The organism is Halopseudomonas pelagia, assembly GCF_009497895.1.
GTDB classification, from domain to species: Bacteria; Pseudomonadota; Gammaproteobacteria; order Pseudomonadales; family Pseudomonadaceae; genus Halopseudomonas; species Halopseudomonas pelagia_A.
The window spans coordinates 2,306,090-2,330,286 of sequence record NZ_CP033116.1; the positions used below are offsets into that span (position 1 = coordinate 2,306,090).

Annotated in this window: 25 protein-coding genes; 9 read left to right on the plus strand and 16 right to left on the minus strand. The window is 57.8% G+C overall.

The window, feature by feature from the left end; genetic code table 11:
• Nucleotides 1–108: 108 nt before the first annotated feature.
• Both rnt and pyrC read right to left on the minus strand, forming a co-directional pair.
• Nucleotides 109–780 (minus strand): ribonuclease T, encoded by a 672-nt coding sequence (gene rnt / locus EAO82_RS10865; protein WP_096345733.1) that lies wholly within the window; start codon nucleotides 778–780, stop codon nucleotides 109–111.
• Between the two features lie 39 nt (nucleotides 781–819).
• A complete protein-coding gene (pyrC, locus tag EAO82_RS10870; protein ID WP_096345734.1) occupies nucleotides 820–1,854 on the minus strand; it encodes a dihydroorotase in 1,035 nt (344 codons plus the stop codon).
• A 178-nt stretch (nucleotides 1,855–2,032) separates the two neighbouring features.
• Between pyrC and EAO82_RS10875 the strand changes: the two genes are divergently transcribed.
• The 4 genes from EAO82_RS10875 to EAO82_RS10890 all read left to right on the plus strand — a co-directional run bounded on the left by EAO82_RS10875 (nucleotide 2,033) and on the right by EAO82_RS10890 (nucleotide 5,649).
• Nucleotides 2,033–2,875, plus strand: coding sequence for a flagellar protein MotY (locus EAO82_RS10875; protein WP_231703357.1), 843 nt, complete (start codon nucleotides 2,033–2,035; stop codon nucleotides 2,873–2,875).
• A gap of 68 nt (nucleotides 2,876–2,943) precedes the next feature.
• Nucleotides 2,944–4,209: an argininosuccinate synthase gene (locus EAO82_RS10880; RefSeq protein ID WP_321540940.1), complete on the plus strand. Its 1,266-nt coding sequence runs from the start codon at nucleotides 2,944–2,946 to the stop codon at nucleotides 4,207–4,209.
• A 157-nt stretch (nucleotides 4,210–4,366) separates the two neighbouring features.
• Complete coding sequence (gene gloA / locus EAO82_RS10885) at nucleotides 4,367–4,768, plus strand: lactoylglutathione lyase (RefSeq protein WP_096345737.1); 402 nt, start codon at nucleotides 4,367–4,369, stop codon at nucleotides 4,766–4,768.
• 20 nt (nucleotides 4,769–4,788) lie between these two features.
• Complete coding sequence (locus EAO82_RS10890) at nucleotides 4,789–5,649, plus strand: nitrate- and nitrite sensing domain-containing protein (RefSeq protein WP_096345738.1); 861 nt, start codon at nucleotides 4,789–4,791, stop codon at nucleotides 5,647–5,649.
• Between the two features lie 27 nt (nucleotides 5,650–5,676).
• On the opposite strand, the gene EAO82_RS10895 is transcribed toward EAO82_RS10890, so the two are convergent.
• Nucleotides 5,677–7,005: a deoxyguanosinetriphosphate triphosphohydrolase gene (locus EAO82_RS10895; protein ID WP_096345739.1), complete on the minus strand. Its 1,329-nt coding sequence runs from the start codon at nucleotides 7,003–7,005 to the stop codon at nucleotides 5,677–5,679.
• Between the two features lie 101 nt (nucleotides 7,006–7,106).
• Here EAO82_RS10895 and EAO82_RS10900 point away from each other — a divergent pair, with 101 nt between their 5' ends.
• Nucleotides 7,107–7,370 carry a glutaredoxin family protein gene (locus EAO82_RS10900; protein WP_096345740.1) on the plus strand — a complete coding sequence of 88 codons (264 nt, stop codon included), beginning with the start codon at nucleotides 7,107–7,109 and terminating at the stop codon, nucleotides 7,368–7,370.
• Between the two features lie 3 nt (nucleotides 7,371–7,373).
• Entirely contained in the window at nucleotides 7,374–7,826 is a 453-nt protein-coding gene (locus tag EAO82_RS10905) for a YcgN family cysteine cluster protein (protein ID WP_096345741.1), read from the plus strand.
• A gap of 207 nt (nucleotides 7,827–8,033) precedes the next feature.
• Here EAO82_RS10905 and EAO82_RS10910 read toward each other — a convergent pair whose 3' ends face one another.
• The 12 genes from EAO82_RS10910 to metG all read right to left on the minus strand — a co-directional run bounded on the left by EAO82_RS10910 (nucleotide 8,034) and on the right by metG (nucleotide 19,994).
• Nucleotides 8,034–8,840 carry a VacJ family lipoprotein gene (locus EAO82_RS10910; RefSeq protein WP_231703193.1) on the minus strand — a complete coding sequence of 269 codons (807 nt, stop codon included), beginning with the start codon at nucleotides 8,838–8,840 and terminating at the stop codon, nucleotides 8,034–8,036.
• Nucleotides 8,840–10,132: a serine/threonine protein kinase gene (locus EAO82_RS10915; RefSeq protein WP_096345742.1), complete on the minus strand. Its 1,293-nt coding sequence runs from the start codon at nucleotides 10,130–10,132 to the stop codon at nucleotides 8,840–8,842. The genes EAO82_RS10910 and EAO82_RS10915 overlap by 1 nt, the downstream gene beginning before the upstream one ends.
• 148 nt (nucleotides 10,133–10,280) lie before the next feature.
• Nucleotides 10,281–10,490 carry a DUF2061 domain-containing protein gene (locus EAO82_RS10920; protein ID WP_096345743.1) on the minus strand — a complete coding sequence of 70 codons (210 nt, stop codon included), beginning with the start codon at nucleotides 10,488–10,490 and terminating at the stop codon, nucleotides 10,281–10,283.
• A 168-nt stretch (nucleotides 10,491–10,658) separates the two neighbouring features.
• The gene (locus EAO82_RS10925; protein WP_096345744.1) at nucleotides 10,659–10,841 is read right to left on the minus strand and encodes a PA3496 family putative envelope integrity protein; all 183 of its coding nucleotides are present in this window, start codon (nucleotides 10,839–10,841) and stop codon (nucleotides 10,659–10,661) included.
• Nucleotides 10,842–10,949: 108 nt separating this feature from the next.
• Nucleotides 10,950–11,585 (minus strand): endonuclease III, encoded by a 636-nt coding sequence (gene nth / locus EAO82_RS10930; RefSeq protein WP_096345745.1) that lies wholly within the window; start codon nucleotides 11,583–11,585, stop codon nucleotides 10,950–10,952.
• A 317-nt stretch (nucleotides 11,586–11,902) separates the two neighbouring features.
• Nucleotides 11,903–12,619 (minus strand): electron transport complex subunit E, encoded by a 717-nt coding sequence (locus EAO82_RS10935; protein ID WP_096345747.1) that lies wholly within the window; start codon nucleotides 12,617–12,619, stop codon nucleotides 11,903–11,905.
• Nucleotides 12,612–13,265, minus strand: coding sequence for an electron transport complex subunit RsxG (gene rsxG, locus EAO82_RS10940; protein WP_096345748.1), 654 nt, complete (start codon nucleotides 13,263–13,265; stop codon nucleotides 12,612–12,614). Before rsxG ends, EAO82_RS10935 begins: the two co-directional genes overlap by 8 nt.
• Before the next feature lie 2 nt (nucleotides 13,266–13,267).
• Nucleotides 13,268–14,335 carry an electron transport complex subunit RsxD gene (gene rsxD / locus EAO82_RS10945; RefSeq protein WP_096345749.1) on the minus strand — a complete coding sequence of 356 codons (1,068 nt, stop codon included), beginning with the start codon at nucleotides 14,333–14,335 and terminating at the stop codon, nucleotides 13,268–13,270.
• Nucleotides 14,335–16,521 carry an electron transport complex subunit RsxC gene (gene rsxC, locus EAO82_RS10950; protein WP_096345750.1) on the minus strand — a complete coding sequence of 729 codons (2,187 nt, stop codon included), beginning with the start codon at nucleotides 16,519–16,521 and terminating at the stop codon, nucleotides 14,335–14,337. The genes rsxD and rsxC overlap by 1 nt, the downstream gene beginning before the upstream one ends.
• Nucleotides 16,521–17,102, minus strand: a complete 582-nt coding sequence (gene rsxB / locus EAO82_RS10955; RefSeq protein ID WP_096345751.1) for an electron transport complex subunit RsxB — start codon at nucleotides 17,100–17,102, stop codon at nucleotides 16,521–16,523. Before rsxB ends, rsxC begins: the two co-directional genes overlap by 1 nt.
• Nucleotide 17,103: 1 nt before the next feature.
• Entirely contained in the window at nucleotides 17,104–17,688 is a 585-nt protein-coding gene (rsxA, locus tag EAO82_RS10960; RefSeq protein ID WP_096345752.1) for an electron transport complex subunit RsxA, read from the minus strand.
• A gap of 242 nt (nucleotides 17,689–17,930) precedes the next feature.
• Nucleotides 17,931–19,994: a methionine--tRNA ligase gene (gene metG, locus EAO82_RS10965; RefSeq protein ID WP_096345877.1), complete on the minus strand. Its 2,064-nt coding sequence runs from the start codon at nucleotides 19,992–19,994 to the stop codon at nucleotides 17,931–17,933.
• A 355-nt stretch (nucleotides 19,995–20,349) separates the two neighbouring features.
• On the opposite strand from metG, the gene EAO82_RS10970 reads away from it, so the two are divergent.
• Nucleotides 20,350–21,843 carry an ice-binding family protein gene (locus EAO82_RS10970; RefSeq protein ID WP_096345753.1) on the plus strand — a complete coding sequence of 498 codons (1,494 nt, stop codon included), beginning with the start codon at nucleotides 20,350–20,352 and terminating at the stop codon, nucleotides 21,841–21,843.
• Between the two features lie 63 nt (nucleotides 21,844–21,906).
• Here EAO82_RS10970 and EAO82_RS10975 read toward each other — a convergent pair whose 3' ends face one another.
• Nucleotides 21,907–22,287: a VOC family protein gene (locus EAO82_RS10975; RefSeq protein ID WP_096345754.1), complete on the minus strand. Its 381-nt coding sequence runs from the start codon at nucleotides 22,285–22,287 to the stop codon at nucleotides 21,907–21,909.
• Between the two features lie 285 nt (nucleotides 22,288–22,572).
• Here EAO82_RS10975 and bfr point away from each other — a divergent pair, with 285 nt between their 5' ends.
• Together bfr and ppk2 are read left to right on the plus strand one after the other, a co-directional pair.
• Nucleotides 22,573–23,037: a bacterioferritin gene (bfr, locus tag EAO82_RS10980; protein ID WP_096345755.1), complete on the plus strand. Its 465-nt coding sequence runs from the start codon at nucleotides 22,573–22,575 to the stop codon at nucleotides 23,035–23,037.
• Between the two features lie 220 nt (nucleotides 23,038–23,257).
• Nucleotides 23,258–24,187 (plus strand): polyphosphate kinase 2, encoded by a 930-nt coding sequence (ppk2, locus tag EAO82_RS10985; RefSeq protein WP_096345756.1) that lies wholly within the window; start codon nucleotides 23,258–23,260, stop codon nucleotides 24,185–24,187.
• Nucleotides 24,188–24,197: the final 10 nt, after the last annotated feature.

Sequence of the window (24,197 nt, forward strand, 5' to 3'; positions counted from 1 at the left end):
CCGCCAACGCTGGAAAATAACCCTAGCCCGGGTTTCGGGCAAGTTATTGATTCGACTGATATCTATGGAATTGCGACACCGGGTGCTGTGCGCTGTTAGGCGGCTACCTCAGACGGGTGGCCATCCGCCCATCTCACGCCAGCGATTGACGATGCTGCAGAACAGTTCGGCGGTCTTTTCCGTGTCATAACGGGCGGAGTGTGCTTCCTTGCCGTCAAAGTCGATGTCCGCTGCCGCGCAGGCTTTGGCCAGTACGGTCTGGCCATACGCCAAGCCGCCCAGGGTGGCTGTGTCGAAACAGGAAAAGGGGTGGAAGGGGTTGCGTTTGATTTGGGTGCGCTCTACCGCGGCATTAAGAAAGCCCAGATCAAAGAACGCGTTATGCCCGACCAGTACAGCGCGGGTGCAGCCGGCAGATTTGACTGCCTTGCGCACGTGTTTGAATATTTCCGTTAGTGCTTCGGATTCATCCACCGCCATTCGCAGCGGATGATCAAGCTTGATGCCGGTGAATTCCAGCGCGGCCGGTTCTACATTGGCGCCGGCAAAAGGTTCGACGCGAAAAAAGTGGGTCTGGTCCGGATACAGCATGCCCTCTTCATCCATCAGCAGAGGTGTTGCGGCAATTTCCAGCAGCGCATCGGTGGCGGCGTTGAAACCGCCGGTCTCGACATCGACCACCACCGGCAAGAAACCGCGGAAACGGTAGGCCATGGGTGGCTTGTGACCTTTGGCCAAGGTCTCTTGCTGGTCTTCACTATCGAACTCAAACTCGCTCACGGGCGATCCTTAATGGTTATACCGCTCAAATCCAGGATGTCAGGCAACGCGCCAATGGATACTCTCGCCGGCCCGCAGCGGCACAATGGTCTGGTCGCCCAACGGCATGCTGGGGGGCACGCTCCAGGACTCGCGCACCAAAGTGACGGTATCGGTATTGCGCGGCAGTCCGTAGAAATCAGGACCATGCAAACTGGCAAAGCCTTCCAGTTTTTCCAGCGCGCCGAGTTCGTCAAAGGCTTCGGCATACAGCTCCAATGCTGCGTGCGCGCTATAACAGCCAGCGCAACCGCACGCGGCCTCTTTGGCGTGACGCGCGTGCGGAGCGGAATCGGTGCCGAGGAAAAATTTGCTCGAGCCTGAGACCACTGCATCACAGAGTGCTTGCTGATGGCGCTGGCGCTTGAGGATCGGCAGGCAGAACAGGTGCGGGCGAATGCCGCCTACCAGCATGTGGTTGCGGTTATACAGCAGATGGTGGGCGGTGATGGTCGCGCCTACGCGGTCCGGTGCGGAATTGACGAAATCCACCGCGTCAGCGGTGGTGATGTGCTCGAAGACCACTTTCAAGGTCGGGAAGCGCTCGACCAGACCGACCAGCTGTTGATCGATAAAAGCCTTTTCGCGATCAAAAATGTCTACCTCGGCATGAGTCACTTCGCCATGCACCAGCAGCGGCATGCCTACATCGGCCATCGCTTCCAGTGCCGGATAAATGTGCTCTAGCCGGGTCACGCCGGAATCGGAGTTGGTAGTGGCACCAGCAGGGTAAAGCTTGGCCGCGATGGCCTGGCCAGCGCTGTGTGCTTCGCGGATACATTCGGCGGTGGTCTGATCGGTGAGATAGAGCACCATCAGCGGCTCAAAACCAGACCCGCTGGGCCGAGCAGCGAGAATGCGCTGACGATAGGCAGCCGCCTGCTGGCCGTTGCGAACGGGCGGCACCAGGTTGGGCATGATGATCGCCCGGGCAAAGGTGCGACTGGCGTCGGCCACGGTATTGCTCAGTACCTCTCCGTCACGCAAGTGAATGTGCCAGTCATCCGGCCGGATCAGGGTAAGACGATCAGTCATCAGCAAATTCCAGACAATTTCAATCCCATCATGCTACCGGAAACGCCCTGTTTTCACACCTGCTTTCACCCCGGACTTAAGTCTCAGCGTCAAAGCATGCGCCGGGTAAAGTTTTAACTGCAACGGCCGATGCAGGACCTGAGAGAATCAATAGTGCATGGAGATCGTCGTGCGTCGAATGTATTGTGCCTTACTGCTGGGAGTCGCCTTGCCTGTGCAGGCCATCACCTTTCAGACCCGGATGGAAGAGGTCGAATGGACGGTGGAAGGTGATCAGTTCGAATGTCGTATGGCGCAACCCGTCAGCGGTTACGGCCAAGCGGTGTTTGTACGCAGGGCAGGTGAGCGTCCGGTGTTTCAACTGGAAGCCACCAGCAATCTGATGCAGCCGGGCCAGGCCCAGTTGTTCAACGATCCGCCACCCTGGCGGCATAACCTGCGCGCATCCGTGCTGGGCGCGGCGTTGGTCGAAAACGGGCCAGTGACCTTACGGGCTTCTCAACAGCAAGCCGGGCAAATGCTGGCGGGATTGGCTTCAGGCATGCATCCGACCATTCAGCGCGCGGCCTGGGCCAGCGCTGTGGAGTCAGTCAGGGTAGTGGTTTCGAGCGTAGGTTATCAGCAAGCCTGGACTGAATTTCAAACCTGCGCCGGCGGTTTGCTGCCGCTGAATTTCGATCAGGTATCGCGCAGTGTGGTCAGTTTTGCCAGCGGCGGCACCCGACTTACCGACGAAGCCAAAGCATTGCTGGATACCGCACTGGTCTATATCAAGGCGGATGAAGACATTGGCGCTATTCAACTCGATGGCCATTCCGACAACCTGGGCGATCGGCTGACCAACCGCGAGCTATCGCGGCAGCGCGCCCTGGCAGTGCGCGATTACCTGATGGAGCAGGGCGTGGAAGAAGACCTGTTCACCATGCGTTTTCACGGCGAAAGCTATCCGGTGGCCACGAATGCCAGCAATTCAGGCCGCCAGCAGAATCGCCGCGTTACCCTGCGGCTAGAGAAAAACTAGCCCCTCGGCAGGCCGGCGAAGACTATCGCCCCTGTGATTCCTCGCGGCGCGGCGCTAGAATAGCGCTTTTGCCCGTCGCCCCATGTGGCGCTGATCAATCTTCTAGGGAGCGCGTAATGTCTGATGTGAAAAAAGTCGTCCTGGCTTATTCCGGTGGTCTGGATACCTCGGTAATCCTCAAATGGCTGCAGGAAACCTATGACTGTGAAGTGGTTACCTTCACAGCCGATCTGGGTCAGGGTGAAGAGGTTGAACCGGCACGTGCCAAGGCCAAGGCCATGGGCGTCAAGGAAATCTACATCGACGATCTGCGTGAAGAATTCGTGCGTGACTTCGTGTTCCCGATGTTCCGCGCCAATACGGTCTATGAAGGTGAGTACCTGCTGGGTACCTCTATTGCGCGCCCGTTGATCGCCAAGCGCCTGATTGAAATCGCCAATGAAACCGGCGCGGATGCCATTTCCCATGGTGCGACCGGCAAAGGTAATGACCAGGTTCGCTTCGAGCTGGGTGCCTACGCGCTCAAGCCTGGCGTTAAAGTGATTGCTCCCTGGCGCGAGTGGGATCTGCTGTCCCGCGAGAAGCTGATGGATTACGCCGCGCATCACGATATTCCGATCGAACGCCACGGCAAGAAGAAGTCGCCTTATTCCATGGACGCGAACCTGCTGCACATTTCCTATGAGGGCGGCGTGCTGGAAGATACCTGGGCCGAGCACGAAGAAGACATGTGGAAGTGGACCAAGTCACCGGAAAATGCCCCGGACGCCCCCACCTATATCGAACTGACCTATCGCAATGGCGACATCACCGCGATTGACGGCAAAGAGCTGTCACCGGCCACCGTGCTGGCCGAGCTGAACCGCATTGGTGGTGAGAATGGTATTGGCCGTCTGGACATCGTCGAGAACCGCTTTGTCGGCATGAAGTCCCGCGGCTGCTATGAAACCCCCGGCGGCACCATCATGCTCAAGGGCCACCGCGCCATCGAGTCCATCACCCTGGACCGTGAAGTCGCGCACCTGAAAGACAGCCTGATGCCCAAGTATGCCGAGCTGATCTACAACGGTTTCTGGTGGAGCCCGGAACGTCTGATGATGCAGAAGATGATCGACGCATCCCAGGCCAATGTGAACGGTGTGGTGCGGCTGAAGCTCTACAAGGGCAACGTCATCGTCGTTGGCCGTCAGTCTGACGATTCCCTGTTCGACGCTGCCATCGCTACCTTCGAAGACGATGCGGGCGCCTATGATCAGGCTGATGCTGCAGGCTTTATCAAGCTCAACGCCCTGCGCATGCGCATTGCCGCTGGTAAAGGCCGCAAGCTGCTCTGACGCGTAGTTGCCAGCTGCCGGCTTCAAAGCGCTAGCAGCTTGGCAAAGGCCGTACATTCGGGCGCCTGACTGTAATGGTCCGGCGCCCGTTTTCGTTTTGCACCTACCGCTTGAAGCTTGTAAGTTAAAGCTTGAAGCTCAATCAAAGGCTGCTGTCATGCGCATACTACATACCATGCTTCGCGTTGGTGATCTGGACGCTTCGATTGCGTTTTATACCGAAGTGCTGGGTATGACCTTGTTGCGTCGCAAGGATTACCCCGAGGGACGCTTTACCCTGGCCTTTGTCGGCTACGGCAACGAAGATGATCAAGCTGTGTTGGAGCTGACGCATAACTGGGATACGGCGCGCTATGATCTTGGCGACGGTTATGGTCATATTGCGATAGAAGTGCTGGACGTCTACAAGGCCTGTGAGCAAATCAAAGCCGCGGGGGGCAAGGTTGTCAGAGAAGCTGGGCCGATGAAACACGGCAGCAGTATCCTGGCTTTTGTCGAGGATCCGGACGGGTATCGTATTGAATTGCTGTCGGGGCGCACGCCCGGAGTGGCTCGCTGACAGCGTGAAGCTGGTGCACTATGGTCTGGACCTTATTCGCAGTAGCAGTTGTATTGGCGGTGTTGTTGGAAAGAATCGGCAGCCGGCGTCGCACTCTCCAAAAGCGTCATGTCCGGCTCAAAGCGCTGGACCAGATCCGACTGTTGCGTCTGCTGCTTGAACAGGTGCAGCGTCACCGGGGGCTGTGTTTTGGTGTGATGGCGGGAGAGCACAGCCTGGAAAGTCAGCGCTGGCAGGTCGAAGCCCAGGTGGCGCAATCGCTTGAAGCTGTCGCAGTCCACCAGGCCAGCTTGTTCTGGTACACCGCCTGGCATCCAGTGTTGCCGGTCTGGCAACAGATCGCTGAGCAACGCGCGCAAAATGCCTCTGCCGAAGCGGTTCTGCTGCTACACCACCGCATGGCCGAACAACTGATCAGTACCATTGAAGCGCTGGCTGTCCGCCATGATCTGGTGTGCTTGGGCACGCTGGCGCCGCAACCGCAGGGTATGTGGCTGGAGCTGCTGAAGAATACCGAGTTGCTCGGCCGCGCCCGGGCGGTGGGTACCGGCATAGCTGCGCGGCGGCAAAACAGCGCGTTGCAGCATCAGGAGCTGCAACGCTTGCGCGAGCAGATCAATACTCAGTGTTATCAGCCATTGGCACGCTTATGCACCGAGCCGCTGCTGCGTTTGTCAGTGGACAAACCCGTGCGCGCCGCCGAAGATAGCCTGGACAGCCTGCTCCAGGCGGTAGATCAGTTGCTTGAAACTGGCGACAGGCCTGGCCTGGCGTCCAATCGCTATTTCAGCATCGCTACGCAGGCGATCAGCGCCACACTGGCGATCGTCGATTTGCTGTTGGAGCGGTTACAGGCCCCCGGCGCGCTGGCATACAAATGATCCTCACCCCGCCAGTGAATGTCCGGCTCATATCGGGCTGACACCGCGAATGCGCGCGGCCATGTCGGCGGCGTAGAGGTCGGTCATCCCGGCAATAAAATCGATAACGCGCATATAACTGCGATACAGATCCCAATCCGGCTTGGGTGCGTTATTGCCCATCAAATCGAGAATCCGCTGGTGCTTGAAGCTCAGGTGCTGCCCGGCATGTTGCTCATTGACCGCGCCGCAGAACGCATCCAGCAGCGTTTCCAGCGTACTGTAGGCACCGATCTCGTGCAGGGTTTTGCGCTTGTCCTGGAAAATCCGTTCGCGCGCCATGTTCTTGGCTGTTTGCACGCAGCGGCGGGCGTTCTCATGCATATGCTCGACCAGATCACCTTTCAGGTCGCCAGCCAGCAGCGCGTCTTGCTGATTGATAAACGCCTCGGCGGCGGCATTGACCAGATGCTCGATCGCCTTGCCACGCAGAATCGCCAATTTGCGCCGAGTCGAGTCCTGCGGGCCAAGCAGCCGGTAGGTTTCTGGCAGGTCATCGCCGACCAGCTGCAATAACACCTCTTCGACCTCGGCGTAATCAAGCAACTCCATTTCCATGCCGTCTTCCAGGTCGATCAGGCCATAGCAGATATCGTCCGCCGCCTCGACCAGATACACCAACGGATGCCGCGCCCAGCACTGATCTGCCTGTAGCGGTAGGCCCAGTTTTTCCGCGATCTGTTCCAGCAGGGGGAATTCGGCCTGATAGCAACCGAACTTGTGTTTCTTGTAGCCCTGGCTGTCGGCATGCCGGGCGGTCCAGGGGTATTTCAGGTAAGCCCCCAGCGTCGCGTAGGTCAGGCGCATGCCGCCTTCGAACTGATGGTATTCCAGCTCGGTCAATACCCGGAAGCCCTGGGCGTTACCCTCGAAGCTGAGAAAGTCCAGACGCTGGGCATCCGTCAGCGGTGCCAGCCAGCCGCGCTGATCTGCCTGATGGAACCAATGGCGGATCGCGTCTTCGCCCGAGTGCCCGTAGGGTGGGTTACCGATGTCGTGGGCCAGGCACGCGGCCTGAACGATGACGCCGATGTCGGCCGGCTCACACCAGTCGGGTAGTTGATCGCGAAGCATCTCTGCTACGCGCATGCCCAATGAGCGGCCAACGCAGCCGACTTCCAGGCTATGGGTCAGGCGGGTATGGATGTGGTCGTTACTGGAAACAGGATGCACCTGGGTTTTTTTGCCCAGGCGGCGAAACGCCCCGGAGAAGATGACTCGGTCATGATCCTTGTGAAAGGGCGTGCGGCCGAGTTCATCGGAACCGGCCACGGGTTTGCCCAGGCGCTCGCGGCACAGCAGTGTTTCCCAATCCATATTGTGTCTCCGTGATTTGACCGCAGTATGTTGCATGGCGTCGCCACTGCCAAGCAGGCGGGTTACACTAGGCACTGATTCCCGACCCTGATTATCCATTGATGCAAACCAACCCGGAACTCACCCTCTACGGTACCCAGGCCTGTCACCTTTGTGAGGAGGCCAGTAGTCTTTTGGCCCTGCTTTCAGGTAATGGCGTGCAGGTGCGCGAGCAGGATATTACCGAGAGCGCGGAGCTCATGTCCCGTTACCAGCTGCGCATTCCCGTATTGCGTCGAGAGGACACCGGCGCCGAGCTGGATTGGCCGTTCAATTTGCCTCAGTTGATGGACTGGCTGGGCGACTTGCTGGTAGAGGAGGGCTGAGGCATGGCACAGATCGTCAAACCCTTCTGGCAACGCAAAACGCTGGAGCAGCTGGATCAGCAGGAGTGGGAGTCACTCTGTGACGGCTGCGGACTCTGTTGCCTGCAAAAACTCGAAGATGAAGATGATGCCCAGGCCATCTACTACACGCGCGTTGCCTGCAAGCTACTGGACCTGAACACCTGCCAATGCAGCAACTATCCGCAGCGCCGGGATTTCGTACCTGACTGCATCCAGCTGACCCCTACAGCCGCCGCAGGATTTGCCTGGTTGCCGCCCACCTGCGGCTATCGCCTGGTAGCCGAAGGCAAGGATCTGCCCGTATGGCACCATCTGGTCTGCGGCGACCGCAAAGCGGTGCACGCCGCCGGGATTTCACAGGCCGGCCGCATGCTCGCGGAAAACGCTGTAGCCGAGGATGATTGGGAAGATCAGATTATTTTCAGAGTGGGGTAGCAGCCGGAGGCTGCTAAAAAAGAAGCCGCAAGCCGCAAGCTAGAAGCTAGAAGCTAGAAGCTAGAAGCAAAACAAAACCACGGCGCGGATTTGAAGCGGCGCCGGGTTTTGGTTTGGAAGTAAATCTTGCAGCCACTCGGACAACTTGCGGCTTGCAGCTTGAGGCTTACCGCTGCCAGTAGCCCGAAGCCGCACAGCGGCTTAGGGCTACTGGCTTATCTGAAACTCGCGCAGCTTGGTATACAAGTAACGTACCTGGTCGTACTCAAAAGGGCTATCCAGGGCACCATAGCGGAAGCCATTTTTATATCTTATATCAATGGCATACAGCCCATAGCTCCACGGGTTCTCATTCATGATCTCGCGGTTGTTCAAGTAGGCTGCGGCGTCTTCCATGGTCCAGTCCACCGCTCGACCACTGGTGTCGCGCAGGGATGATGGGCCCAGAAAGGGGACGACCAGATAGGGTCCCGGCGGTACGCCATAAAAACCCAGCGTCTGGCCAAAGTCTTCCGATTCCTGCGGCAGGCCCATGGCCTTGGCCACATCGAACAAGCCAACGACACCCAAGGTAGTGTTGAACAACAAGCGCGCAGTGGTACGCATGCTTTTCTGCGCCTTGCCCTGCAGGATGCTATTGCCCAGATTGGGTATGTCCGCGAGGTTGGAGAACACGTTAGAGACGCCCGTGCGAACGAATTTGGGGGTGGCCCATTCGTAAGTGCGGATCACCGGCAAATACACAAGCTCGTCAAACCGGCCATTGAAACGATAGATGCGCCGGTTGAAACCTTCGATCGGATCCTGCACATTCAGCGCGCGCAGGCTGGAGCGCTCAAACTGGTACTGGCTGGCGTAGGGGTCGATCTCCAGCTCGGCAAAAGGATCTTTGTATTCCGGCGTCATGGACGCCGTGGAAACTGCGTCACGAGTGCTTTCGGGCGTTTCCTGGGCAAACAGTGGCGTGGCACACAGCGCCAGGCACAGGGTCAGGGTCAGGGTAGTTCTACGCATTATTCTGTTCCCTCAAGAAAACTCAGCATCCGTGCAGTCACGTTGACGTGTTGCAGATTTCCACCATGGCCCCCGCGCGGATACACATAAGCACGCTCGCCCAGCAACTGCGTGAGGTAGGCATAGTCACCGGCATCGAGAATAAAGTCATCAGCATTGGTGATAGCTGCGATATTCGGGTTATCAACCAGGTGCCCTTCAATACTGCGCAGACTGGTTTCATAGGCCATGTCATTAATGGTCTTTTCGATATTGCGGCTGTTCCAGGACGGCCACAGCTGGCTCTGCACATAGCAGTTGAAGTCACAGAACAAGGCACGGCGCAGGTATGGAGTCAGCGAGGTACTGACCTTGATGGTCGCGCCGGGAGGTGCATAACGGCCAGTCCCGTTGATCACGTCGGTCATGAAGTTCAAATCGGCTGCTGCAAAGCGGAACACTGCGCCAATCAGCAATGCCATCTCGGCGTCGGTCAACGCTTCTTCAGAGGTCTGGATGCTAGTGAACAGACCCGCTTCCACGTCGGTGTCACCGCTACGGGCAAAGTGACGAGAGAGCTTGTCGAAAATATGCTCATAGAAGCTCTCGGTGTTGCTGATGCCTTCCACCTTGGTATCCGACAGTGCATCCAGGCGCTGGATGGACGAATACAGATCCACCGGCGGATTGAGCATCAATACCTTGGTAAAGTTGAATTGACCGAGGGTTTCATCGAGGTGGCTGACGAAGGCGGCGTTCAAGGCACCGAGGCTGAATCCGGCCATGCGGTATTCAGTAATTTCGATACCCTTTTCATCGCGAGCGTGTTCAACCGCCAATGACATGGCAGTATGCAGATCGCGGGCATCTTCGCGGCCCAGCCCCGGCAAGCCGGTGCTGGAGGCTGAGGCAATAAAGTCATGGTTGGTCGGCGATGACAGCATGATCACATGCATGCCAGCATCCCAGAACAGGGCTTTCAGGTAATCCAGACGCGGGCTGTCGAAACCCGAGCCGGTACCGGCGATGAGGAAAATCAGCGGCGCGGGTCCGGTCTTATAGGCCAGCCGATAGTGCATGTCGCGATACCGTGACAGCGCAGGCGGCAGCTTCCGATCAGGCAGCACGCGCACGGACAGATCTGTCTGGCGCACATCCACGTCGTCGGAGACCGGAGCACGCAATGGCTCTGGGGTACCGCCGATAGTGGACATGAAAGCGTTAATGTCGGGATAACTGAAGTTATCAATCTGTTGAGCCTGAGCCGACGCGGCGAACAGGCTGAAAATCAGGGCATAAATATATAGGGGCATATGGTTTTCCAGTGGACTCCACTGACTATACCCGAATAACACGAATAAAGTTCCACAGCACCGTTGAATAGGTGCTGTCAGAGCAGTTTATAGCGGAATTTAAGCCCCCTTTTGGCTCAGCCTGTTACGCATTGAACTACGCATTGAACTACGCATTGAACACCGGAGGGGGCAAGCGGCTGCTACGCTTTTGTTCGATCCGCTTCCAGACCTTTTCATGGAAGTGGAAAGCCACCGTGTTGATGGCGGGTTCGACCAATGCGACGGCACCGCCAATCATCAGGCTGCCAGTCATCGCATACACCACAGCAAAGGCCACGGTGAAGTGCATGATTGCGAAAGTAGTGGTCTTGACCATGGTGCACCTCAAATCATAAATGGGAATCATTCCCGATGAGTTGAGTGTAGGAGATTGGTGTTAATAGATAAAACAGATTTGAATAATGGCTTCGATTGTTTCGCTCAATGGCAGCCCGCGGGTTGCAAGCCAGCCGCCCCTCAGGAGCGTCAGGAGCGGCCATAATCGTTACACGTCGAAGTCGAAATCCAGCAGCTGTTTCTGCAGACGGCGTTCTTCCAGATAGTTATCGATCAATCTGCGTTTGGTCAGATTGGCTTTGGAATTGGCCGCTGAGTCCGTATCGGGCGCATCGTCTTCTTCAACAAAGTCATCGTCGTCCAGTTCTATTTCCGCTTTTGCTTTGGCCATGACTCAACTCCACTATGAAGATGCCATTTGCGCACCTTATAACGGGCAATCGAATTCAGCGGAAATAGATTTTTTCAATCAAACCGGGCGAATTTTACCAATAGGTTTTCAGTTGCTGGTTTTGAACTTGTAATCGCACAGGTCTTCGATGCGGCAACTACCGCATTGCGGGGTGCGTGCCTTGCATACATAGCGGCCGTGCAGGATCAGCCAATGGTGAGCATCGACCAGATATTCCTTGGGTACGTGACGCATTAGCTGCCGCTCGACCTCCAGCACATTTTTACCCGGCGCGATGCCGGTGCGGTTACTGACACGAAAGATATGCGTATCCACCGCCATGGCGGCGTGCCCGAAAGCGGTATTCAGTACCACGTTGGCCGTCTTGCGGCCCACCCCAGGCAGCGCCTCCAGCGCCTCGCGGTTGTCCGGTACCTGGCTGTTATGTAGCTCGACCAGCATGCGGCAGGTCTCAATCACGTTGCGCGCCTTGCTGTTGTACAGGCCGATGGTCTTGATGTACTCGCTCAGCCCCTCGACCCCCAGCGCATAGATCGCTTCCGGGGTATTGGCCACCGGGTAGAGTTTGGCAGTGGCCTTGTTTACGCCCACATCGGTCGCCTGCGCGGAGAGAATCACTGCAATCAGCAGCTCGAATGGGTTGCTGTAGGTCAGTTCGGTAGTCGGAGTGGGGTTGTCTTCACGCAGACGACGAAAAATTTCTTCGCGTTTTTGTTTGTTCATGGGTAGTGGTTTTCTTGCGTCTGGTTGATGGTTGTTTGTCTTTACCCGGGCAGGCAACAAGCGGGAAACTCATGGGGTGATTTAGTTGGTGGGGCGAGCCTAACGCCTTCCTGCATTCATCTGACAGTCAGAATGGATTCCCGCCTTCGCGGGAATGACGGTGGGGCGGGCGAACTCCCCGTCGTTCCCGCTATTCCCGCGCAGGCGGAAATCCATGCGGACTTCCAGAATACCTACCATGCCAACCCCAAAACCCACGTCATTCCCGCACAGGCGGGAATCCAGGCGGAGTATCAAGGCCACTCACACCTTCCAGGTCAAGGCCCCACCGCCCCAGTCACCCGCACTCGCTTGCCACCCACGGCAGGTTTGGCGGCACGCGCCGCAGCGCGGTCCTTTACCACCCCATCAATCACATTCTTCACCGCAATCAGCAAGCCCATAAACAAAAACGCGCCGGGCGGCAAGATGACGAAGAGCACATCCTTGTAGTTGGGGAATACGACAATGCGCCAGTCAGCGGCCATCGGCCCTAACAGCAGATCCATTCCCGCAAACAGGGTCCCGTACCCCACCAGCTCCCGGAGCATGCCTAACACCAGCAGCACCAACGCAAACCCCAGGCCCATCATGAAACCGTCGATTACCGAAGGTAGGACCGGGTTCTTGGAGGCATAGGCGTCGGCGCGGCCGAGGATCGCGCAGTTGGTCACGATCAGCGGGATAAAAATGCCCAGGATCTGATAGAGCTCAAAGGTAAATGCCTGCATCAGCAGCTCAATACAGGTGGTCAGCGCGGCGATGATCATCACGAACGCCGGCAGGCGCACTGCATCGGTGACGGCGCTGCGAATCAAGGAGACGGCAAAGTTGGAGCCGACCAGCACCAGAATGGTCGCAATTCCCAGGCCCAGCGCGTTAACGGCGGTGCTGCTGACGCCCAGCAGCGGACACAAGCCTAGCAACTGCACCAGGCCAGGGTTGTTGTGCCAGAGGCCTTCCTTGGTGATGTCGACGAAACGGGTACTAGCCACGAGCAGGCTCCTCGTTGTTAAGTTCCAGCAACTGATCACGGTTGGCTTCAAAGTACTGCAACGCGCGATACACCGCTTGCACCACGGCACGCGGGGTGATGGTAGCGCCGGTAAACTGGTCAAAATCGCCCCCATCCTTGCTCACGCCCCAATTCTCGGGGGCGGGCATGCTCAGGCTGGTGCCGTTGAAATCCAGTACCCAGGTGCTCTTGTTCAGTTGCACCTTGTCGCCCAGGCCGGGTGTTTCACGGTGATTGGTAATACGTACCCCGGCAATCTCGCCGTTGGCGCGCACGCCCACCAGCAGGTCGATGCGGCCGCTGTAGCCGTCCGGAGCGATGGTTGGCAGAATCACCGCGACTACTTCGCCGTCCAGTTTGCCCCGATAGGCCATGGCATCGCCGGGGAGGTTCAGCAGCTCCCGATTGTTGATGGCGAAGGCATCTTCGAGCAGGTCGTTGTCGTGCTGATCGTGGGGAAGAATCTCATTGAGCGCGCTCATCTGCATGCGCCGCTGCTCTTCGGCAATCCGTGAGGCGGTGCCTTGTTGCGTCAGGGCAATCAGGCCCACGGTAACCATCGCAAACACGCCAAGAATGATGCTGTTACGGACGATCGAGCTGCCAGCGGTGAGAGGGTTCTGCATGCTCAGTCCACCTTGCCCATGCCGCGCTCGGCCTTGCGATGGCCGTAGGTGCGCGGAGTGGTGTAGTAATCAATGGTTGGTGCGGCCAGATTCATCAGCAGCACGGCGAAAGCCACCGCATCGGGGTAACCACCCCAGGCGCGAATGCAGTACACCAGCACCCCGACGCCGAGCCCGAAGACCAGCCGGCCCAGTTTACTGGTCGCACCGGAAACCGGATCAGTCACAATAAAGAAGGCGCCGAGCATGGTCGCGCCGCTGAGCAGGTGGAACAGCGGGGAGCCGTTGGAGTTCGACCCGGAACCGCCCCAAAACAGCAGGCTCATCAGCCCCAGCCCAATCAACATGCCGGCGGGTGCGTGCCAGGTAAAAATGCGCTTGTAGAGCAGCAGGGCGCCACCGGCCAGATACGCCAGGCTGACCCACTCCCAGCCATAACCGGCAAAGTTGCCGAAGACAGGTTGTGCGGCGGCCAGCTCGGCCATGCTCAGGCTGGTGTTGTTCTTGACCACATCCAGCGGTGTGGCCATGGCCCAGCCATCCATTGCCTGGGTGGCGGGCAGGAACACACGCTGCAGCGCTTCCATCAGCCCCAGAGTGGCCTGCATATCGGGCATCAACTGTTCAATGCCGCGCGGCGCCGGCCAACTGGTCATTTCCACCGGGAAAGAGATCAACACCACGGCGTAGCCCAGCATCGCCGGATTGAACGGGTTCTGGCCCAGACCGCCGTATAACTGCTTACCGAACACAATGGCGAAACTGCTGGCGATCAGCACCAGCCACCAGGGCGCCAGGGGTGGCAGGGCCAGCGCCAATAGCCAGGCGGTGACCAGAGCGCTGCCATCGCTGAGAAAGAAGCTCAGCGGCCGTTTGCGCAGCAGCAGAATCAGTGCCTCGGTACCCAGGGCCACGACGCTGGCCAGGACAATATTGATCAGCGTGCCCCAACCGAAAAACCAGGTCATGGCGATGATGCCGGGCAGGGTCGCGGCCAACACCCAGAGCATGATGGTCTGAGTACGGTTGTTGCCCCGGGCGTGGGGTGAGGTAATGCGGGGCAGGGCCACTACGCTCGCTCCTTGCTGGTCATGTGCTCGGCGAAGGCTTTGGCAGCGATATCCAGGGCCTGCTTGGCGTCGGTTAGCGCCACCTGCGCCTCGGCACTGTCTGGGTCGGCCTGTACCGCGCGTTCGGCTTTCTTGAATTCAGCCTTGGCCATTGCCATATCGGTCTTCAGTTGTTGGGTGACGGGGTCGACCGGCTTTTTCGCTTTGGTCTCCGGTTCAGCTTGATTGCTCCCGGCACTCGCGATCGGCTTGGCTTCGTTGGGCAAACGCGCTTCGGCGGCAGTCAGCTCCTCGCGCAATTTGGCGATCTCGGCCTGCTGCTCTTCCGTTGGCGCTTCACCTGCAGCCTTTTCTGCCTTGCGCAAGCTGGCCTTGAGCATAGCGGCTTCGATTTTGAACCGCTTGGTGTCGTCCGTCGCGGCGGAGGCGGGCGCAGGAGCAGGCTCCACCGCGGCCTCGCCCATGGCCTGGTCGTAGGCGCACTGGGTCTGTTCGCAGGCCTGCTCCAGTTCGGGAATCTGCGCCTGCAGGTCAGCATTGTCCGGATTGGCGGCGAGTTGCTTCTGGGCTTTTTTCAGCGCCATCTGCGCGGTGGCGGCGGCGATCTTCAGCTGTTTCTGTTCCGGCGTCAGGCCGCTGGGCTTTTTCGCCTCCATGCGCGCTACGTCTGGTTCGGCATTGCCTGTAGCCGGCGCATCTTCCGGCGCTTTGGCGGCTTCGGCTTCCTTGGCGGCTTTCAGGCGCGCGGCTTTTTCCGCGCGGGCCTGGCGGTCGGCTTCCTTCTGCTCGGCTTCGCGCTGCAGGCGCTCCAGACGCTGCTCGAAGCGTTGCTTGGAGTGGTCAGCCTTGTGCTGTTGCAGATCCTGCGCGCGGATATCCGCCTTGGCCGCGCGGTAATACTGCACCAGCGGAATGCTGCTGGGGCATACGTAGGAGCAGGCGCCGCATTCGATGCAGTCGAACAGATGCTGGCGCTTGAGCTGTTCATAGTCCTTGCCCAGAGCAAACCAGTGAAGCTGCTGCGGCAGCAGCTCGGCGGGGCAAGCTTCGGAGCACAGGCCGCAGCGAATGCAGGCTTGCGCAGGTGGTGGCGGTGGCAGCTCTTTCTGGGTGCCAGCGAGCAAACAGTTGCTGGTTTTGACGATGGGCGCGTCCAGGCTTTGCAGGGTAAAGCCCATCATCGGCCCGCCCATGACCAGGCGGTACAGCTGCTCAGGCTGTAAACCGGCGAAATTCAGCATGTCGCGAATCGGTGTACCGATCAGCGCTTCCACATTGGTCGGATGCTGCAGCGCAGCACCGGTCAAGGTGGTGATGCGTTTGATCAATGGCTGACCCAGCAGCACGGCGTCGTGAATGGCGATCAAGGTGCCGACGTTCTGGCAGACCATGCCGATATCCGCCGGCAGCCCGCCACTGGGGACTTCCATGCCGGTCAGGATCTGGATCAGCTGCTTTTCGCCGCCGGAAGGGTATTTGGTCGGGAACTCGATCACCTGCATCGGCTTGTCGCCGACCGCCTCGCGCATCGCCGCAATGGCTTCGGGTTTGTTGTCCTCGATGCCGATCAGCACCTGCTCTGGGTGCAGGATATGCATCAGGATTTCGATCCCGGCGACGATCTCGACTGCCTTGTAGCGCATCGCGGTATCGTCGGCGGTGATATAGGGCTCGCACTCGGTGCCGTTGATGATCAGCGTATGCAGCTTCTGCTCCGGCCGGGCCTTGAGCTTGGCTGCAGTTGGAAAGCCGGCACCGCCCAGTCCGCTCACGCCAGCATTGCGGATCATGTTCAGCAGGGTAGTGGCTTCCAGGGCTGAGTAATCGGTCGCTGGCTGCAGCTGGGTCCATTCATCCAGGCCGTCGGTATCCAGCGTGATCGCCCACTCTTCCAGACCGGACGCGTGCGGGTAGGGCGCAGGCCCAATCGCCGTTACGGTGCCGGACGTCGGCGCGTGCAGTGGGCAGCTGACCAGGCCACTGGCTTCGGCGAGCAACTGGCCCTTGAGTACGCGGTCGCCAATGTTCACCACCGGCTCTGCGCGGGCGCCTATATGCTGCAGCAGTGGAAGAATCAGCTGCTTCGGCAGGGGCATAGGCTCGAGCCCATGCTGGGTAGACTCATGCTTGTGTTCTTCGGGGTGGATACCGCCGGGAATGTCCCAGATTCTCACCTTGGCCAGCATCAGGCAGCTCCGTGTTGGGCGTCAGTGGCGATCAGCCGGGCGGGTGGCAACGGGAAATCCCACTTCCAGTTCTGCGCGGTGGTTGGCAGCGGCAACATATCAATGCAGTCGACCGGGCAGGGCTCAACGCACAGGTCGCAACCGGTACATTCATCGACGATCACCGTATGCATCTGTTTGGCCGCGCCGAGAATCGCATCCACCGGGCAGGCCTGAATGCACTTGGTACAGCCAATGCACTCGGCCTCGCGAATGTAGGCGACCATCTTCGGCTTTTCTTCACCGTGTTCGGCGTCCAGCGGCGGCGCTTCCACATCCAGCAGGTCGGCCAGCGCGTGAATCGTGGCCTCGCCGCCGGGCGGGCACTTGTTGATCGGTTCGCCATTGGCGATGCCTTCGGCGTAGGGCTTGCAACCAGGATGGCCGCACTGGCCACACTGGGTTTGCGGCAACAGGGCATTGATCTGGTCGACGATAGGATCGCCTTCGACCTTGAAGCGAATGGCGGCATAGCCGAGGATGGCGCCGAAGATCAGCGCCAGGCCCAGCAGGACGAGGATGGCAGTGAGGACGATGGACATGTTAAAGCCTGATCAACCCGGTAAAGCCCATAAATGCCAGGGACATCAGCCCGGCAGTGATCATGCCGATGGCGGCGCCCTGGAAGGGCTTGGGCACATCGGCAATGGCGATGCGCTCACGCAGACCGGCGAACAGAATCAGAATCAGCGAAAAACCCAGCGCCGCGCCAAGCCCGTACACGGCGGACTTCATAAAGGTCTGCTCGGCGCGGTTGGTGTTCAGCAGCGCCACACCCAGTACCGCGCAGTTGGTGGTAATGAGTGGCAGAAAGATGCCTAGTACGCGGTAAAGCAATGGGCTGGTCTTGTGCACGACCATCTCGGTGAACTGGACAACCACCGCAATCACCAGAATGAAGGAAATGGTGCGCAGAAATTCCAGATCGAAGGGCACCAGAATGTACTGGAAGGTCAGGTAGCTGAGGATCGACGCCAGCGTCAACACGAAGGTGGTGGCCGCCGACATGCCAATAGCGGTCTCCAGCTTGCCGGACACGCCCATAAAGGGACATAACCCGAGAAACTGCACCAGCACAAAATTGTTGACCAGTATGGTACTGACCAGGATCAGGGCAAATTCCGTCATCTTACCTAACCGTATTGAGATCGCTTGGCTTGTCAGTGCTCGGCTTGTTGTGTTTGCGTCGTTGCCGACCGCCTGTTCCGGACACGCTGTAAATACATCCCTGTAAGCTCGGCGATGCCCATCCGACCGCCATGGATGGCGGAAGTGTCGAAAATGCAGGAGCAATTTTCGACCAGGGCATCGACGGTCCGAAACAAGCGGTCGTCAACACCGCTTTGAATTCCGCGCAGTCTGCCGTTCTATTATTTAACCCGTTGCCCCGGCTTGGCACCGGCATCCGGGCTCAGCAGGTAAATCTCGTCGCCACCGGGGCCAGCGGCCAGCACCATACCTTCCGACAGCCCGAACTTCATCTTGCGCGCCGCGAGGTTGGCTACGTAGAGCGTCAGCTCGCCTTCCAGTTTACTCGGATCAGGATAAGCGCTCTTGATCCCGGAGAACACATTGCGCTTGGCATCGCCAATATCCAGTGTCAGACGCAGTAGCTTATCCGCACCTTCGACAAACTCGGCTTTCTCGATCAGAGCTATGCGAAGATCCACCGCAGCAAAGGTGTTGAAATCGATTTCCGGCGCTATCGGATCTTTAGCCAGTTCGCCGTTGCCATTAGTAGCGGCAGCGGGCGCAGTCTCTGTGGCAGCGGCTTCCAGATCTTCCTTGGATGCGTCGACCATAGCCTGGATCTTGGCGGGCTCGATACGCGTGAGCAGCGGGGTAAAGGCATTCAACTGATGATCAGCCAGCAACTTCGTGTGGCTATCCCAAGTCAATTCCGGCACGTTCAGAAAGGCTTCCGCATCGGCGGCCAGCTTCGGCAGTACCGGTTTGAGGAAGATCACCAGTTGTCGGAACAGGTTGATAGCCAGCGCGCAGATCTCCTGCACTTCGGCCTGCTTGCCTTCCACCTTGTTCAGCGCCCAGGGCGCCTTGTCGGCGATATAGGCATTGGCCTTATCCGCCAGGCCCATGATTTCACGCATGGCGCGGGAAAAGTCGCGCTTTTCATAAGCGTCGGCAATGCTTGGCGCGGCGGCGACAAACGCATCGGTCAGCTCGGGCGCGGGATTAGCTGCCACCATCACGCCGCCGTTACCCTTGTGAATAAAGCCCGCGCAACGGCTGGCGATATTCACCACCTTGCCAACCAGATCGGAATTCACCTTCTGCACAAAGTCGTCCAGGCTCAGGTCCAGATCCTCAACGCCACGGCTCAGCTTGGCCGCGTAGTAATAACGCAGGTATTCCGGCGACAGGTGATCCAAATAAGTACGCGCCTTGATAAAGGTGCCGCGCGACTTGGACATCTTCTGGCCATTGACCGTCAGGTAACCGTGCACATTGATGCCGGTCGGCTTGCGGAAGTTTGCGCCTTCAAGCATTGCCGGCCAGAACAGCGCATGGAAGTTGACGATGTCCTTGCCGATAAAGTGATACAGCTCGGCATCGGAATCGGTGCTCCAGAAAGCATCAAAACTCAGCTCTGGACGACGCTCGCAGAGGTTCTTGAAGCTGGCCATGTAGCCAACCGGCGCATCCAGCCACACATAGAAATATTTGCCCGGCTCGCCGGGAATTTCGAAGCCGAAGTAGGGCGCATCACGGCTGATGTCCCATTCCTGCAAACCGGAATCCAGCCACTCGGCTATCTTGTTTGCCACCGCATCCTGCAACGCACCGCTGCGGGTCCATTCCTTCAGCATGTCGCTGAAATCCTGCAGGCGGAAGAAGAAGTGTTTGGAATCCTTCAATATCGGTGTCGCACCGGAGATCGCCGAGCGTGGATCTTTCAGCTCGGTCGGCTCATAGGTCGCGCCGCATTTTTCGCAATTATCGCCATACTGGTCTTCCGAGGCACACTTCGGGCAGGTGCCTTTGATAAAGCGGTCAGCGAGGAACATTTCCTTTTCAGGATCGAAATACTGCGTCACCGACCGCGTGCTGATATGCCCGGCATCCTTCAAACGCTCATAGATCAGCGCCGACAGCTCACGGTTCTCTTCCGAATGGGTGGAGTGGTAGTTGTCGAAGTTGACCAGAAAATCGGCAAAATCTGCCGTGTGCTCGGCCTTGACGTTATCGATCAACTGCTCGGAGGTAATGCCTTCCTTCTCCGCGCGCAACATGATCGCCGAGCCGTGGGCATCGTCCGCACACACATAGATGCACTGATTGCCGCGCAGCTTCTGAAAGCGCACCCATATGTCGGTCTGAATGTACTCAAGCATATGCCCCAAATGGATGGATCCATTGGCATAGGGCAGGGCGCTGGTAACCAGAATTTGACGAGGTTTGCTGTGGCTGGACATGGACATTCGGCTTCTATTGGTGACGGGTGGAAAAGGGGGGAATGATACCTGTTTGGGGGGCGGGGGTCATTAGCCAGCGTGCTAGGTCACAGCAGGTCTTAACGCGCGGAAGAACCAAGTGCTGTTCCTTGGAGTCCTGTAAATAAACCCACAAACCATTCGAATACCGCGTATAACTGACTTGTATTGAATATTTTGCGCCAGACTCCCATCCCGACGCCATCTCATCATCCTGAACTCTACTAACAACCGATCAGGGGTTTTGAGCGTCCGTTTCAGATTTGAGTTTCCATTTTACCGAATGCGATCGCCTTCATCTTTTTACGCGGTCAGTGTTCGACCATAGGTAATTCCCATGAAAAAATCTCTTCCTATCGCCAGGTTGCTGGCGGTTAGCGCCATTATCGTGTCCGGCCTATCGCTGGCTGGTTGCTTCGGCGGCAGCGGCGGCAGTTCCGATAATGACAACACCGGCGGCGGAACCAATCCTCCGGTTGCCGCACCTCTGGTGCCGATCACCGAGTCTGACCTTGTTCAGGCCGTGCGCCCCATCAGCGAGAGCGCCACTGTTGATACCAATAAGAAACTGGCCGTAACCTTCAACCAGGACATGGATGCCGGCACCATCAATGGCACCAGCTTCCTGTTACAGGGCGATACCGGCCCGGCGATTGTGGGCGTAGTCACTTATGACGCAGACACCCGCACCGCGATTTTCACCCCCGACAGTGGCCTGACCGACGAGACGCTCTATACCGCAACCCTGACCACTGATGTGGAAGATGCACTGGGTGTTGCCCTGGAAGACGATTTGAGCTGGCAGTTCACCACCGGTAGCACGACAGATAACGTTGCGCCTAGCGCAGCGTTCAGTCTGCTGGACGGCGCTGTTGATGTGGCGACCAGCCGTACCGTCACCGCGACTTTCTCCGAAAGTATTGATCCGACCACAGTGACTGCAGACAGCTTTACGCTGGAAACTGCCGGTACGGCTGTACTGGGCACAGTGACTTATATCGGCACTACGGCGGTATTCAATCCTGCGGTAGATTTGCTGCCAGATACGGACTACATCGCTACCCTGACTACGTCGATTACTGACTTGGCCAGCCCGGCCAATGCACTACCAGCGGATCAGATTGTGTCTTTCACAACGGCAAACACGGTACTGCCCGCTGCTGGCCCGGATCCGGTTCTGTTGGGGACCGCGGGTAATTTCGTAATCCTCTCGAAGACCGGCATCACCACCACGGGTGTTACTGCGATTACCGGTGATATGGGGGTTAGCCCGATCAATGAGGCAGCCATTACCGGTTTTGGTCAGGTACGGGATTCGACCGATACCTTTTCCACTTCCGATCTGGTTACCGGCAAGATCTACGCGGCCAATATGGCCACGCCAACGCCGACTTACCTGACTACCGCGATAAGCGACATGGAGCTGGCATTCAATGATGCCGCCGGTCGCAGCAACCCTTCGGAAACTGAGCTGGGCGCTGGTGATATCAGTGGTTTGACCTTGTCTCCTGGCTTGTACAAATGGGGCACGGGTGTCAGTGCGTCATCAGATTTCACTTTTGATGGTGGTCCGAACGATGTCTGGATTCTGCAGATTGCGCAGGATCTTCTGCTGGAAACTGGGGTGGCCGTGCAGTTGGCTGGCGGTGCCAAAGCTGAGAACATCTTCTGGCAGGTAACGGGTAATGTTACGCTGCGTACAGACGCTACATTGAACGGTATTCTGCTGAGCGAGAAGGAAATCGTAATGCAGACAGGTGCTACCTTTAATGGCCGGGCGCTCGGCCAGACTGCGGTGACGCTGGATGCTGTGATTGGCACTCAACCCTGAGATTGGCGGCACTACTGAAAAAGGACCCCTCGGGGTCCTTTTTTATTGCCTGTTGATCAGGCATCAGCCCATGCGATGCAGCGCACAGATCTTGTTGCCGGACGGGTCGCGCAGGTAGGCCAGGTAGAGTTTCATGCCGCCGCCTTCGCGCACGCCCGGCGGATCTTCACAGGTAGTGCCGCCATTGGCGACGCCGGCAGCGTGCCAGGCGTCGGCTTGCTCGGATGTTTCCATGGCGAAGCCGATGGTGCTGCCGTTGCCGTGGGAAGCGGGCTCACCGTCAATCGGTTTGCTGAGCGCGAATGTGCCGGTCTTGGTGAAATAGAAGCAGCGACCCTTCTCGTCGATAACGCCGGGTTTGCAGCCTACGACGCCGAGGATGGCGTCGTAGAACGCCTTGGAGGCCTGGATATCATTGGTGCCGAGCATGACGTGACTGAACATGGTGTTTCCTTTGATTGTTAGGTTTATTGTGCGGTTTAACCCCGCTAGACTTCAGTGAAACGCCTGGCCCGTCAACAGGCTTATCGTAACAAGCCAGTTCCAGTTTATTTTTCAGGAGGTTGGCTGCATTGTGGGATGAGAATGCCAATGGTTGCTCTTCCGGCTACGATAAAATTCCACATAAACCTTTGTTCGTATTGGTTTTTTGTTCAAAGGAAAGGGTGGTAATTGATGCCACTGTTCGGCACAATTCACGGATTACAGCCGTAGCAGGGGAGCAGTACCATGAAGGGCCAACAGGACGTCATCAACTGTCTCATCGCATTGCTGCGCGGCGAGCTCGGTGCTCGCGATCAGTATTTTTTGCACTCCCGGTTGTACGAAGATATGGGTTACGCCAAGTTGTACGAGCGCATAAACCATGAGATGGAAGAGGAAACCCAGCACGCCGATGCGATCCTCAAGCGCATCCTGTTTCTGGAAGGCATGCCGGACATGCGTCCCTCCGAGATCGACCCCGGCTATACCGTGCCTGACATGCTTGCTGCTGATCTGAAGCTGGAATACGAGGTGCGCGAGAACCTGGCCAACGCCATTGCCCTGTGCGAAAAACACCGCGACTACCAGACCCGCGAGATGCTTGAGATTCAACTCAAGGATACTGAGGAAGATCATGCTTATTGGCTGGAACAGCAACTGCGCCTGATCAAGCTGCTGGGTATGGAGAACTATCTGCAATCGCAGATCTGAGAGTGGGGCTGAGCGATACCGCTCTCTGAACTTGCTGGTGGCCGCCTGGCCAAACCATATTCTTTTACGATCACTAACTTATTCGCGAAGACGAACTGCTAAAGGTAGTTTGTTTGCGCGTGTCCGATTCACACACAAACGGCCATAGGCGAGGCGAAATAATTCTGTCACTTAGGGTGGGTAGCATGATTGATTCAAAAATCCCTCAATCGAGACGCCCATGAACCTTAACCACCTTGACATCATGCAGCGGATCAACGATGACCTGCTCGATAGCCATGACGAAGAGTTCGAGCTGGAGCTTGAGGATCAGTTTTACGACCTGGTACCGGGTATGGCCAGAGCGCCGGAGTCGCCGCAGGAAACGCTCATACGTAAAGAGGGTCGGCGGCAATACTTCAGAGAGTTGTTTCGCCTGCAGATTGAACTGGTGAAACTGCAGGATTGGGTTGCCCACACGGGGCACAAAGTGGTGATTCTGTTTGAGGGTCGCGATGCCGCTGGCAAGGGTGGGGTAATCAAACGCATCACCCAGCGCCTCAATCCGCGTATCTGCCGCGTTGCGGCGCTGCCCGCGCCCAATGAGCGGGAACGTACCCAGTGGTACTTCCAGCGTTATGTATCGCATCTGCCGGCGGCCGGTGAAATGGTGCTATTTGACCGCAGCTGGTACAACCGCGCGGGCGTTGAGCGAGTAATGGGGTTTTGCGATGAGCATGAATACGAGGAGTTTTTTCGCACAGTGCCGGATTTTGAGCGCATGCTCGTGCGTTCGGGTATTCAGGTCATCAAATACTGGTTCTCGATTTCCGATGACGAGCAGTATCTGCGCTTTATGGGGCGTATTCACGATCCGCTGAAGCAGTGGAAATTGAGCCCCATGGATCTTGAGTCACGCCGGCGCTGGGAGCAGTACACCAAAGCCAAGGAAGTGATGCTGGAGCGCACGCATATCAGTGAGGCGCCCTGGTGGGTTGTGGAAGCGGTCGACAAGAAAAAGGCGCGACTGAACTGCATTCATCATCTGCTCACGCAAATCCCCTATACCGAAGTAAAGCGTCCGTCTATCCAATTACCCCCGCGTGAACATCATGAGGACTATGTTCGCCGACCTGTGTCCAAAGAGATGTTTGTGCCTGAGATTTATTAGTCTGTTCCGC

Bases quoted from the DNA above. Each gene is read 5' to 3' on its own strand.
- EAO82_RS10895 (WP_096345739.1), bottom strand. From the start codon at position 7,005: ATGGATTGGGAAACACTGCTGTGCCGCGAGCGCCTGGGCAAACCCGTG.
- EAO82_RS10970 (WP_096345753.1), top strand. From the start codon at position 20,350: ATGAAAAAATCTCTTCCTATCGCCAGGTTGCTGGCGGTTAGCGCCATT.
- EAO82_RS10890 (WP_096345738.1), top strand. From the start codon at position 4,789: ATGGTCTGGACCTTATTCGCAGTAGCAGTTGTATTGGCGGTGTTGTTG.
- rsxA (WP_096345752.1), bottom strand. From the start codon at position 17,688: ATGACGGAATTTGCCCTGATCCTGGTCAGTACCATACTGGTCAACAAT.
- metG (WP_096345877.1), bottom strand. From the start codon at position 19,994: ATGTCCAGCCACAGCAAACCTCGTCAAATTCTGGTTACCAGCGCCCTG.
- EAO82_RS10975 (WP_096345754.1), bottom strand. From the start codon at position 22,287: ATGTTCAGTCACGTCATGCTCGGCACCAATGATATCCAGGCCTCCAAG.
- EAO82_RS10915 (WP_096345742.1), bottom strand. From the start codon at position 10,132: ATGCCCCTATATATTTATGCCCTGATTTTCAGCCTGTTCGCCGCGTCG.
- bfr (WP_096345755.1), top strand. From the start codon at position 22,573: ATGAAGGGCCAACAGGACGTCATCAACTGTCTCATCGCATTGCTGCGC.
- EAO82_RS10900 (WP_096345740.1), top strand. From the start codon at position 7,107: ATGCAAACCAACCCGGAACTCACCCTCTACGGTACCCAGGCCTGTCAC.
- gloA (WP_096345737.1), top strand. From the start codon at position 4,367: ATGCGCATACTACATACCATGCTTCGCGTTGGTGATCTGGACGCTTCG.
- ppk2 (WP_096345756.1), top strand. From the start codon at position 23,258: ATGAACCTTAACCACCTTGACATCATGCAGCGGATCAACGATGACCTG.
- nth (WP_096345745.1), bottom strand. From the start codon at position 11,585: ATGAACAAACAAAAACGCGAAGAAATTTTTCGTCGTCTGCGTGAAGAC.
- rsxB (WP_096345751.1), bottom strand. From the start codon at position 17,102: ATGTCCATCGTCCTCACTGCCATCCTCGTCCTGCTGGGCCTGGCGCTG.
- EAO82_RS10920 (WP_096345743.1), bottom strand. From the start codon at position 10,490: ATGGTCAAGACCACTACTTTCGCAATCATGCACTTCACCGTGGCCTTT.
- EAO82_RS10910 (WP_231703193.1), bottom strand. From the start codon at position 8,840: ATGCGTAGAACTACCCTGACCCTGACCCTGTGCCTGGCGCTGTGTGCC.
- rsxC (WP_096345750.1), bottom strand. From the start codon at position 16,521: ATGCTGGCCAAGGTGAGAATCTGGGACATTCCCGGCGGTATCCACCCC.
- pyrC (WP_096345734.1), bottom strand. From the start codon at position 1,854: ATGACTGATCGTCTTACCCTGATCCGGCCGGATGACTGGCACATTCAC.
- EAO82_RS10875 (WP_231703357.1), top strand. From the start codon at position 2,033: ATGTATTGTGCCTTACTGCTGGGAGTCGCCTTGCCTGTGCAGGCCATC.
- EAO82_RS10905 (WP_096345741.1), top strand. From the start codon at position 7,374: ATGGCACAGATCGTCAAACCCTTCTGGCAACGCAAAACGCTGGAGCAG.
- EAO82_RS10925 (WP_096345744.1), bottom strand. From the start codon at position 10,841: ATGGCCAAAGCAAAAGCGGAAATAGAACTGGACGACGATGACTTTGTT.
- rsxG (WP_096345748.1), bottom strand. From the start codon at position 13,265: ATGCAGAACCCTCTCACCGCTGGCAGCTCGATCGTCCGTAACAGCATC.